Below are 11,163 nucleotides of genomic sequence, written 5' to 3'. Positions count from 1 at the left end.
GGCATCCGGTACGGACCCGGCCGGACGGGGAATTTCTCGAACCTGCCGCATACCCTGCCTTTACGCGGAAGGAGGACAATTGACGAAGGGGGAGAACCGCTACAGGAGACAGAGATGACGCGAAGCCGCTACACCCTCGACCGCGGTCTCACCACGCGCATGGTGACCACCATGTTCCTGATCGGACTGCTGTACGTCGTTCTGGTCGGAGTGCTGCTCGTTCTGCTGCATGGCGCCTGGCCGGTCATCCTGGTGGTCGCGGGTGTCCTCTTCGTCGCGCAGTTCTGGTTCAGCGACAAGATCGCGGCTGTCACCATGGGGGCGCACGAGGTCACCCCCGAAGAGGCACCCGAACTGCACGGCGCGATCGACCGGATCTGCGCACTGGCCGACATGAGCAAACCCCGGGTGGCCATCGCCCGCAGCGACATCCCGAACGCCTTCGCCACCGGCCGCAGCGAGCGCACCGCACTGGTCTGCGCCACGACGGGTCTGCTTCGCCGGCTGGAGCCCGAAGAGCTGGAGGGCGTCCTCGCGCACGAGATGTCCCACGTCGCCCACCGCGATGTGGCGGTGATGACGATCGCCTCGTTCCTCGGTGTGCTGGCCGGGCTCATCACCCGTATCACCCTGTGGAGCGGTCTCGCCCGCAACAGCAGGAACGCGGGGCCGCTGGGCCTCGCGATCGTGCTGGTCCCGCTGGTCAGCGCCGCGGTGTACGTGGTCAGCTTCCTGCTGACCCGGCTGCTCTCCCGCTACCGTGAGCTCTCCGCCGACCGGGCCGCCGCCCTGCTGACCGGCCGCCCGTCCGCGCTCGCGTCGGCGCTCACCAAGGTGGAGGGCCAGATGGCGCGGATCCCGACCGAGGACCTGCGGAAGGCGGAGCCGTACAACGCCTTCTACTTCGTGCCCGCGTTCTCATCGAAGGAGAGCCTGAGCCGGCTGTTCTCCTCCCACCCGACGCTCGAACAGCGGCTGGACCAGCTCGCCCGTATCTCCACCGAACTCGCCCGCCCGTGACCGACCGCCGCCCGTGACCGTTCGCCTCCCCTGGCCGCAGGAAGAGCGACCGACCCCGTAGGAGTACGCCCCGTGGGATTTCTGGACAGCATCCTCGGCCGGAGCAAGCCGGTCCGCCCCGATCTCGACCAGCTGTTCGCACTGCCGTCCGCCGCGCTGACCCTCCAGGCAGGTGCGGGGTTCACCCCCACCGGTGCGGGCTCCGTCTGCTTCGCGGGGGTCGAGGGCGGCGGTTTCGCCCGGATCAAGCAGGACGTCGAGGAGCTGCTCGACGCGGACACCGGACGCGGCGGCTCACCGGTCAGCTTCACCCAGGACTCGTACGGCTACAGCTGGCTGCTGGCCCAGCAGCCGCCCGACGACCTGGCCTCGCTCGTGAACGATCTGCACGCCGTCAACTCACTCCTGGAGGACGGAGGTTTCGGCCCGCAGCTGCTCTGCTCGCTGGTCGCCTTCAAGGACGCCGAGGAGCGGCCACTCGCTCTGGTCTATCTGTACAAGCGGGGTACGTTCTTCCCCTTCGCGCCGATGCCGGACGGTGCGGAGAAGCGGAACAGCCCGCTGGAACTCCAGGTCAAGGCCGTGCTGGGGGACGATCTGCGTATCGAGCCCGACCTCGCCCGGTGGTTTCCGGTCTGGGGCGCCCCCGGTCTGTAGAGCGGCCCGGTCCCGGTCCCGGTGCGGCCCGGGGTTCCTCCGTCAGCGGTGCCACCAGTGGCCCTTCGGCCTGCGGTGGCCCGGCGGGGCGGACTGTTGCCCGGCAGGCGGGGGAGCGGGGCGACCAGGGCCGTCGTCCGCGGCGGCGCCGGATCCCGGCACGGCATCGTCCGGTCCGGTGCCGGCTCCCGTATCGGTCCCCGCAGCTGTGGCTGTGTCCGTGTCCGGGCCCGCATCGCCCGTACGCGTACTCCCCGCACCGGTCTCCGCGCCGGGCGGCGGGCGGAGCCCCTCCGTCGAGTAGCTGGTGGCCGCGATGGCGTCGACGAGCTGCTGCTCGGTGAAGTCCTCCGAGCCGGAGATGTGCGGGACGAAGCCCACCAGCATCCCGTCGCTGAGCACCTGGGCGTCGAGCCCCGCCGCCCCGTCGGTATCCCAGACCGCCTCGATGTTCCAGTCGATGACGACACGGACCCCGAACTGGTAGACACCCACCCCGGCCACATGCGCCATCACGCCTCGGGCACGCAGCGCGGTCACCAGCCGTTCGGCACGTTCGGAGTTCATAGGCGGCACGACCTCCGCGGTTCATGGTCCCGGGCGGCGGGAGCGGACCCAACCGGCGGACAAAGCGAATGAATCACTCTTTTGTCTCCACTGTATTCCCGGTACGGAGGCAACGGCAGCGCCAAGGACAGCGGCGATGACAGCGGCTCGGAAGGGCGCTCGGAGGCGTACTCAGATGTGGAAGGGCACGGTCGTCACCACGATCTTCGGCAGGGGCCGCAGCGTACGCCGCAGCCGGCTGCCGAGCGGGCTGTGCAGCAGACGGTGGCGCCAGTGGCGTACGACGATCTCCGGGAGGATCACCGTGATGGTCAGGTCCGGACGCTGGTGGTGCAGCGACTCGATATAGCCGACGAGCGGGGCGACGGTGGCGCGGTACGGCGAGACGACGATCCGCAGCGGAAGGTGGTCGCCCCACAGGAGCCAGGCCTCGCGGAACCGTTCGGCGTCCTCCTCCCCGGGGCTGACGTGCAGAGCGAGGACGGGCTGCTGGAGGGAGGCGGCATAGGCGAGTGCGCGCATGCTCGCCTGGTGCAGCGCGTCGATCAGTACGACGGAGAGATGGCTGATCGACTCCGGCGAGTCCTCCGACTCCCGGTCCTCCGACTCCCTGGCCTCCGACTGGCGGGCCTCCGGCCGCCGGGCCGCCGCTCCCCGGCCCTCCCGGAGGGCCCCGGCCGGCGGTGAACTGCCTGAGCGAGGCGTGATCGTACGGCTGGGTACCTCGATGGTCTGCGGATGCAGCCGCAGCGCCTCGGCCACCTTCTCGTAATGGCGGCGGATCCGCGTGGTCACCAGCAGGAACAGCGCCACGGTGACCAGCGCGAGCCAGGCGCCCTCGGTGAACTTGGTGATCCCGGCCGTGACGAAGACGACCGCGGAGAGCAGCGCCCCGGTGGCGTTGAAGCAGAGGCTCTTGCGCCAGTGCCTGCTGCGCGAGCGCCACCAGTGCACCACCATGCCGCTCTGCGAGAGCGTGAACGCGAGGAACACCCCGACCGCGTACAGCGGGATCAGCGAGTCGGTCTTCCCGTCGAAGGCCACATAGACCACCGCCGCCGCCACGGAGAGCAGGATGACCCCGTTGCTGAAGGCCAGCCGGTCGCCGAGCCGCAGGAAGACCCGTGGCGCGTGATGGTCGCGGGCCAGCAGGAAGAGCACCCGGGGGAAGTCGTTGTACGCGGTGTTCGCGGCGAGGAGGAGCACCAGGGCGGTCGCCGCCTGCGTGAAGACGTACAGGCCGCCCGACCCGAAACTGCGGTGGGCCAGCTGGGAGAGCACCGTCTCCCCGGACTCCGGCACGACACCCTCCAGATGGACCATGGCGACCGTCCCCGCGAAGAGGGCGATCAGCAGCCCGACCATCCAGGAGAGCGTGGTGCGCGCGTTGCGCCAGGCGACGGGCTTGAAGGCCGGTACGGCGTTGGAGATCGCCTCGATACCGGTCATCGCGGTCGACCCCGAGGCGAAGGCCCGCATCACGAGCAGCAGACCGGCCCCCTCGGCAATGTGCTGGGGCGGCGTGGGCACCGGGGAGAAGCCGCGGCCCGCCGCGTGGTAGAGACCGAAGCCGACGAGCGCGGCGATGGCGATGATGAAGGCGTACGTCGGCGCGGCGAAGAGCGCGCCCGCCTGCCGGACACCGCGCAGATTCCCGGCCAGTAGCAGGGCGATGACCAGGAGACCGATCGGTACGGCGTCGCCCGCGAGCCCCGGCAGCGCGGAGGTCACCGCCGCGGTACCGGACGAGATGGAGACGGCGACGGTGAGGATGTAGTCCGTCATCAGACCGGCCGCGGCCACCAGTCCCGGCATCCGGCCGAGATTGTCCGTCGCGACGATGTACGAACCGCCGCCCTGCGGGTAGGCCCGGATCGTCTGGCGGTACGAGACCCCGACGGCCAGCATCAGGAAGACGATCGCCAGCGACACCGGGACCGAGTACCGGAGTCCCGGAGCGCCCGCCAGTACCAGCACCGTCAGCAGCGCCTCCGGGCCGTACGCCACCGATGACAGCGCGTCCGCCGAGAGGACCGGCAGCGCCACCAGCTTGCGCATCCGCTCGCGGGCGACCGCCGAACTCCGCAGCGGCGCCCCCAGCACCGCACGGCGGATCCGGGCACGCGTTCTCGCGGCCCCGCTCGGCTGCTCCCAGCCGGCCTCCTCTTGTGCGTCCGGGCCGGCGGCCCGGCCCGCGAAGGGGGCCACCGGCACGAAACGGCCGAAGCGGGCCGGCACGATCTGCGCGGGCTCCGGAAAGCTGCCCGCGCCGGGATCGACGGGCAGGGCATGCCGCCAGGCGGCGGGCGCCGCGGACACCCGCCCCCACTCGCGCCCCACCAGCCGCAGCAGCGTCGACTGCTCCTCGCTGAGCCGGGGGACGGTGACCAGCGAACTGGACAGGCTGTCCTGCTCCCGGCCTTCCGACTCGTGCCCGTCCGGCCGGTGCCCGCGCCCCGGTGCCCCGCTCACGGCGGCCCGCCCCGGGCCCCCGCCGTACAGGGCCGACCGGGCCCGGCCGGGAAGACGGCGCATCGGCCGACGCGTCCGAGAGCGGTGTACGACGAGGGACCCGGGCGCCCCGGTGGCGGGGCCGGGACGGGGGCCGTGGGCAGGGCGGCGGTGGTGACGGTCATCGGTCTGTCGCTCACCGCGATCAGATAGAACCGGGCACCGTCGCGGGGCAGCCTGCGGAATCCGCCCGGCGGGGTGACGACGTACGAGGCTGAGGCGTGCGGGGCGATGGTGGCCGGACCGGAGCGGATGGTCCACCAGCCCGAGGCCCCCTGTCCGGTACGGCTGGCGAAGTGCGGCGAGAGCGCGTGGCCGGTGGTGTTCACCGCGTGCACGCCGACCGAGGTGATACCCCGGTGCGGCCGGTCCGCGAGCCGCGGGGTCACATTCATCCGCAGCGGCGGCGGGCTCGCGGCCGCGACCGTCAGGCAGACCAGGGACGGCACGACCAGCACGGTGGCCACCACCGCTTTCGCCCCGGCCGAGCGCACCCGTGGGATCCGCGGCCGCCAGGCGGTCGCCAGCGCCGATGGCGGGACGGTGGCGGCGGCCGCAAGCCACAGCGGGGTCATCAGCAGGAAGTAGCCGTCCTGCGAACGGATCGCGAGGTAGAAGGGCAGCCAGGGCAGCACGGTGAGGGCGGGCCCCAGCCGCCGTACGAAGAGAAGGGTGGCGCCGAGCAGGCCCAGGAGCAGCAGCACACTCGCGTACGAGTAGAAATCCAGCCGGCTGCTGCCGTCGGTGAAGTAGTAGGAGATGCCCATGGCGCCCTGGCCGTGCAGGATCGCGCCCTGGGTCAGCGGCAGCAGGGAGCCCTGCAGCCAGTCGTGGAAGCCGTCGGCGGCGAAGTAGGCGTTCAGCGCCGCCCAGGTGAGAGCGGCCGTACCCGCGGACCGTGCGGTCACACCGAGCGCGGCCCGCCCGCCCAGCTCGCCCCGGCGCACGGCGTGAATACCGATCAGCAGGAACGGGACGAGGAACCAGGCCAGTTGCTGGGCGGCGCAGGCCGCACCGAGACAGACGGCCCGGAACACCCCGTACCGGCCCAGACGTCCGCCCGCGCCGGTGTCGGGCCAGCGGACGACGACCGGGACCAGGAAGGCCAGGGACACGAGGGCCGGGTAGCCCGACCGCGCGTAACCGGGCAGCAGGCCGAAGCCCAGACAGACAGCGGTGACCGCAGGACGCCATGGCGCGGGGAGCAGTAACCACAGGGCCACCGTGCCGATGAGCAGCGCCACGGTGGTCACCAGGGTCGCCGCGGCCGTGGAGTGCAGTACGGCGTGGACCGGAGCAGCGATCAGCGCGGTCAGCGGGGGATAGGCGTAGGTGTAGTCGGCGCCGCCCGCCATGGTCTTGGTGACCCCGACCTTCGGCGAGCCGAAGAGCCACGGCCACGGCTGACCGTAGACCGGCCGGCCGTGCAGGATCGCGTCGGCTGCCTGGGCCGTCAGGACACCCTCGTCCGAACCGGCGTGATCCAGCCAGTAGCCGCAGAGCACCAGGGCGGCCGCGAGACCCAGCACCGCCAGGTCCACCCTCGCCAGTGCGCGGCGGCCGCGTACGGAGAGGGCAAGGACCCCGCACGTCAGGATCCCCGCATAACAGACCGTCACAATCGCGGCGGCCACCGGCTGGGTCGCGGTGGCCCGGGTCCAGAGGTCGCGGGTGCCGATGAAGAGACTGATGACCGCGACGACGGTCAGCCCCCGGTGCCACTGCGGGGGAGCGGCGTCCGGCAGCCGCTGCGCCCGCAGCACCCGGACGGCACCGCTCACCGGCCGGCGAGTTCCGGTGGCCGGGCCGGGCGGGGGCGGGCCGTCGTCCATGGCAGCTTCCTTCGTGATGAACCCGGGCCGGAAAGCAGCGGCATGCATCGCGCGGAAGGCGTCGGACGGCGCTCGCCGGATGGCCTTCTGCTTCGCAGGCTAGGCCGGGAGACGGCGGCAGGGGTCGCGGCGCCCGGCGGCCGGTACCGTCTTCCGGCCGCAAAAGAGCAGGTGGGCGGCCGGATCGCCGCACCGCGCCGCATTGCGCCGAACGGCTGCCCCGGTGCCGGGCCGCCACGACCGCCCAGTGGTTACGACTGATTGATCAGCCTATGGTCAGTACTTGGCCGGGACGGCGGACCGGAGGGCCGTCGGTGGCTGGAACGACAGCGGGGTAACGACAGCACAGCGGGTAACGACAGCGGGGTGAAGTCGTGGCCGGGATCAGGGACGACAGCACGGAACCGGGGAACGCCGTAGGCGCCGCGGCGTCCGTACGGCTGACGGTGCCGACCGCACTGGAGCGGCGCGGGCCGGTGAGCCGCGGGTCCGGCACCCGTGACGGCCGGCACGCGGTGACAGAGCTGACCGAGGCCGGCCGGGGCGTACTGACCGACCGCCGCGCGGGGCGTCCGTAGTGCCCGCCACCCGGAGCGGCGGAGCGGAGCCCGGCGACCGCTACAAATGGGTCGCCCTCTCCAACACCACGCTCGGCGTGCTGATCGCGACCATGGACGCCTCGATCGTGATCATCTCGCTGCCCGCCATCTTCCGGGGCATCGGCCTCGACCCGCTCGCCCCCGGCAACATCAGCTATCTGCTCTGGATGATCCTCGGATATCTGCTGGTCTCCGCGGTGCTGGTGGTCTCACTCGGCAGGCTCGGCGACATGTTCGGCCGGGTCCGGATGTACAACATGGGCTTCGCGATCTTCGCGTGCGCCTCGCTGGCCCTCTCGCTCGATCCCCTGAAAGGCGGCCCCGGCGCGCTGTGGCTGATCGGATTCCGCGTCGTACAGGCGGTCGGCGGCTCGATGCTGACCGCGAACTCGGCGGCCATCCTCACCGACGCGTTCCCCGCCCGGCAGCGTGGCATGGCCCTGGGCATCAACCAGATCACCGCGCTGGCCGGGCAGTTCCTCGGTCTGCTGGCGGGCGGCCTGCTGGCCGTCATCGACTGGCGTGCGGTGTTCTGGGTCAGCGTGCCCATCGGGGTGTTCGGCACCATCTGGTCCTACCGCAGCCTGCGGGAGACCAGCTCGCGCACGGCCGGCCGTATCGACTGGGCGGGAAACATCACCTTCACGGGCGGCGCCGGCCTCGTGCTCGCCGCCATCACCTACGGAATCCAGCCTTACGGCGGCCACCCGACCGGCTGGAGCAACCCCTGGGTGCTGGGCGGGCTCGGCGCCGGGGTGCTGCTGCTCGCGCTCTTCTGCCTCATCGAGACCCGGGTCGCCGAACCGATGTTCCGGCTCGGCCTCTTCCGGGTGCGTGCCTTCGCCGCGGGCAACCTCGCCGCCCTGCTCACCGCCATCGCCCGGGGCGGGCTCCAGTTCATGCTGATCATCTGGCTGCAGGGCATCTGGCTTCCCCTGCGCGGATACGCCTTCGAAAGCACCCCGCTCTGGGCGGGCATCTTCATGCTCCCGCTGACCGTCGGCTTCCTCGTCGCAGGACCGGTCTCCGGCTATCTCTCCGACCGCTACGGCGCACGGCTGTTCTCCACCACCGGACTCCTCCTCGTGGCCGCTGGGTTCGTCGGCCTGCTGTTCCTGCCGGTGAACTTCTCGTACCCCGCCTTCGCCGGCCTGCTGCTGCTCAGCGGCCTCGGCCAGGGGATGTTCTCCGCGCCGAACACCTCGGCGATCATGGGCAGCGTGCCGCCTGAACAGCGCGGGGTCGCATCGGGGATGCGCTCGACCTTCCAGAACTCGGGCACCGCCCTGTCGATCGGCCTCTTCTTCTCGTTGATGATCTCCGGACTCGCGGGGACGCTGCCGCACGCGCTGAGCAGCGGTCTGAAGGGCCAGGGCGTGCCTGCGGGGACGGCAGAACAGGTGGCCGGACTGCCGCCGGTGAGCACGCTGTTCGCCACCTTCCTCGGCAAGAACCCGGTCAGCCAGCTCCTCGGACCCAGCGGAGTGCTGGAGAAGCTGCCCCCGCACAACGTCAGGACCCTGACCGGCAAGGAGTTCTTCCCCGAACTCGTCTCCGGGCCGTTCCACCACGGACTCGTCACCGTCTTCTCGGCCGCCACCGCGATGGCGCTGGTCGCCGCACTCGCCTCGTTGCTGCGCGGCCGTCACCACAGGGCCGGGCCGGGCGGCGGACCCGCCGACGTGGTGGACCCGGCCGGGCCCGGAGGTGCCCCCGGCCGTACGGCCGCAAGGCCTGAAGGCGCCCCCGGGCTCCCGGAGGCCGGCGCCCCTGATCCTTCGGGTCCCGCCAACAGCGCGGATCCCGGGGGGAGATGAGACGTACTGCGGTCAAGCTCCGGGTGTTCACCTGCGCGGGCCGGCCGGGGGAGACCCGCCCGGTCAGCGGCTATCGCGCCGGCGGGGACCCGACGACGGCCAGCCCCGCCGCTGTTCGGTGGGGGCCAACTGCTCGACTACATCAGCCAGTTCATCGCAGGCCCGCTCGATACGGCGGCGTACGTTCTTGTGCTCGGTGACGATCGCGGCCAGCAGTAGCGCGGTGAGTGCCACCGACCCGTTGAGCGCCGTCAGGTTGATCATGGCTTCGAACAGTGTGAGGCTGCCGAAGGGTCCCGTACGCCCGGTCGCCGCGATGCCCGCCAGCACCGCCACCAGGAGCGCGCAGGGCGCACTGCCCGCCAGCTCGAAGCGGAGCGCCGCCCAGATCAGCAGCGGAAACACCAGGAAGAGCAGGGTGTAGTCGCTGCCGGTCGCCACCGGGACCACCACCACCGCGGTCACCACCAGCGCACCGGCCTCCACCCATCGGTCGGTACGGCGGGGCAGCCGGGCCCTGCGCAGGAGCAGCAGCAGCGGGGTCACCATCAGCACCCCCACGGCGTCCCCGGCCCACCAGGCGAACCACACCGGCCAGAAACCGCTCCTGGGGAGTTTGTCATCAAGGAGCAGCACACAGGAGCCCGTTGTCGCGCTGACCAGCATGGCGCCGAGCGCCCCGACGAAGATCAGCGCGATACCGTCCCGCAACCGGGACAGATCCATCCGGAAATCCGCCCGGCGGAGCATCAGCAGGGCGCACACCGGGGCGAGTGTGTTGCCCGCGACGATGCCGATGTCACCGGCGTCGACCGAGCGGGCGGTCGACGCGATGGCGAGCAGCGCTCCCAGCGCGATGCCCGGCCAGATCCGGATCCCCCAGTACAGCAGACAGCCCAGCGCCACGCCCGTCGGCGGCCACAGCGGTGTGACCACCGCGCCGTGGACGGTCACCTGCCGCAGCAGCCCGATCCGGCCGGAGAGGTAGTACGCGACGGCGACGGCGAGAATCCGCAGGGCGGTGACCGTCGTGTCTCTGGCTGTCTCACTGCGGATCACGGCGCCCATCAGACACCGTGCCCGCGCCCCGGACAGGCAGGACACGCCTGCCCCGCCGAGCTGTCATACGGTCCGGCCGGGCGCGCTGTCGTGGCACAGCACGAGCACGGCGGCGTCGTCCTGGTGGCCCGTGAGCACCGCGGCTTTGATGATCGCGTCGGCCAGTTCGTCGGCGTCGGCGCCCGGACGGGCACCCGCCTGGCGCATGACCGCCTCCAGCCCCTTCTCGATGGAGAAGGACGGCCCTTCGATCACCCCGTCGGTGACCAGGATGAAGGCACCCCGTTCCGTCAGCCGGCGCCGGGTGACGGGGTAGTGCTGCTTCTCCTGGACGCCGAGCGGCAGGCCCCCTTCGTCGTCGATGACACCGGTCCGCCCGTCCGCCGAGGCCCAGACCGCCGGCACATGTCCGGCACGGGCGCTCTCGATCTCCCAGGTGGCGGGGTCGAAGCGCAGGACGGTGCAGGTCGCGAAGAGGGTGGAGTTCACCGAGAGCAGCAGGTTGTTGGTCCGGCCGATGATCTCGCCGGGGTCGGACGCGGTGGTGGCGATGGCCCGCATCCCGATCCGGATCTGGCCCATGAACGCGGCTGCCTCCACGTCATGCCCCTGGACGTCACCGATGGCGAAACCGAGCGAACCGTCCGGGAGCGGGAATCCGTCGTACCAGTCGCCGCCGATGTCAAGGCCGCTGCGGGCCGGGGTGTAGCGGGCCGCGGTACGGAGGCCGGGCAGACCGGGGAGATGGGCCGGGAGCATCTCGCGCTGCAGTGCCTCGGCCAGCTCCACCCGCGCCTGGTGCAGCTCCACCTCCCGCCGGGCCCGCGCGGTGAGCTGGTGGAGCGTCGTGAGGAGCTCGTCGGCGCTTGCGGAACGGTGGGGACGACGCCGGTTCATGAGCGGCTCCGCGGTGCGAGTGTTCCCGGACCGCGACCGGGCCCGGGGTCGCGGGGAGGTCGTACGGCGGCCCGGCCAGGCCCTTCCTTTCCGGTCCTCTCCGACGAGTACGGGCTGACGATCACGGGCTGTGGGTCCGGAGACCGTTACCTGCATCTTATTTCCGGAGCCGGAATCGCGCAGCCCCCCGGGCGTGCCCGGAAC

Annotated in this window: 9 protein-coding genes; 4 read left to right on the top strand and 5 right to left on the bottom strand. The window is 71.6% G+C overall.

Features of this window, described 5'->3' with window-relative positions:
* Positions 1–114: 114 nt before the first annotated feature.
* Complete coding sequence (gene htpX, locus ACFXBC_RS33795) at positions 115–1,020, top strand: zinc metalloprotease HtpX (protein ID WP_385033491.1); 906 nt, start codon at positions 115–117, stop codon at positions 1,018–1,020.
* Between the two features lie 72 nt (positions 1,021–1,092).
* Positions 1,093–1,677, top strand: a complete 585-nt coding sequence (locus ACFXBC_RS33790; protein WP_385033488.1) for a hypothetical protein — start codon at positions 1,093–1,095, stop codon at positions 1,675–1,677.
* 42 nt (positions 1,678–1,719) lie between these two features.
* Here ACFXBC_RS33790 and ACFXBC_RS33785 read toward each other — a convergent pair whose 3' ends face one another.
* From ACFXBC_RS33785 to ACFXBC_RS33775, 3 genes are all read right to left on the bottom strand, one after another.
* Entirely contained in the window at positions 1,720–2,244 is a 525-nt protein-coding gene (locus ACFXBC_RS33785) for a hypothetical protein (RefSeq protein ID WP_385033485.1), read from the bottom strand.
* A 171-nt stretch (positions 2,245–2,415) separates the two neighbouring features.
* On the bottom strand, positions 2,416–4,302 hold the full coding sequence (locus tag ACFXBC_RS33780; RefSeq protein ID WP_385033494.1) for an APC family permease: 1,887 nt from the start codon (positions 4,300–4,302) through the stop codon (positions 2,416–2,418).
* 410 nt (positions 4,303–4,712) lie between these two features.
* Complete coding sequence (locus tag ACFXBC_RS33775) at positions 4,713–6,587, bottom strand: hypothetical protein (RefSeq protein WP_385033482.1); 1,875 nt, start codon at positions 6,585–6,587, stop codon at positions 4,713–4,715.
* 374 nt (positions 6,588–6,961) lie between these two features.
* On the opposite strand from ACFXBC_RS33775, the gene ACFXBC_RS33770 reads away from it, so the two are divergent.
* Together ACFXBC_RS33770 and ACFXBC_RS33765 are read left to right on the top strand one after the other, a co-directional pair.
* Entirely contained in the window at positions 6,962–7,165 is a 204-nt protein-coding gene (locus tag ACFXBC_RS33770) for a hypothetical protein (protein WP_385033479.1), read from the top strand.
* Positions 7,165–9,003, top strand: coding sequence for an MFS transporter (locus ACFXBC_RS33765; protein WP_385033476.1), 1,839 nt, complete (start codon positions 7,165–7,167; stop codon positions 9,001–9,003). The genes ACFXBC_RS33770 and ACFXBC_RS33765 overlap by 1 nt, the downstream gene beginning before the upstream one ends.
* Before the next feature lie 63 nt (positions 9,004–9,066).
* On the opposite strand, the gene ACFXBC_RS33760 is transcribed toward ACFXBC_RS33765, so the two are convergent.
* Together ACFXBC_RS33760 and ACFXBC_RS33755 are read right to left on the bottom strand one after the other, a co-directional pair.
* Complete coding sequence (locus tag ACFXBC_RS33760) at positions 9,067–10,071, bottom strand: MASE1 domain-containing protein (protein ID WP_385033473.1); 1,005 nt, start codon at positions 10,069–10,071, stop codon at positions 9,067–9,069.
* A gap of 54 nt (positions 10,072–10,125) precedes the next feature.
* Positions 10,126–10,959, bottom strand: coding sequence for a PP2C family protein-serine/threonine phosphatase (locus ACFXBC_RS33755; RefSeq protein WP_385033470.1), 834 nt, complete (start codon positions 10,957–10,959; stop codon positions 10,126–10,128).
* Positions 10,960–11,163: the final 204 nt, after the last annotated feature.

This window comes from Streptomyces sp. NPDC059398 (genome assembly GCF_042751845.1).
Taxonomy (GTDB): Bacteria; Actinomycetota; Actinomycetes; order Streptomycetales; family Streptomycetaceae; genus Streptomyces.
The sequence above is the reverse complement of the archived record's forward strand: the minus strand, read 5'-3'. Positions and strand labels throughout refer to the sequence as shown.

Coding starts and splice junctions, on each gene's coding strand:
- ACFXBC_RS33760 (WP_385033473.1), bottom strand. CDS start 10,071: ATGGGCGCCGTGATCCGCAGTGAGACAGCCAGAGACACGACGGTCACC.
- htpX (WP_385033491.1), top strand. CDS start 115: ATGACGCGAAGCCGCTACACCCTCGACCGCGGTCTCACCACGCGCATG.
- ACFXBC_RS33755 (WP_385033470.1), bottom strand. CDS start 10,959: ATGAACCGGCGTCGTCCCCACCGTTCCGCAAGCGCCGACGAGCTCCTC.
- ACFXBC_RS33785 (WP_385033485.1), bottom strand. CDS start 2,244: ATGAACTCCGAACGTGCCGAACGGCTGGTGACCGCGCTGCGTGCCCGA.
- ACFXBC_RS33780 (WP_385033494.1), bottom strand. CDS start 4,302: ATGCGCAAGCTGGTGGCGCTGCCGGTCCTCTCGGCGGACGCGCTGTCA.
- ACFXBC_RS33775 (WP_385033482.1), bottom strand. CDS start 6,587: ATGGACGACGGCCCGCCCCCGCCCGGCCCGGCCACCGGAACTCGCCGG.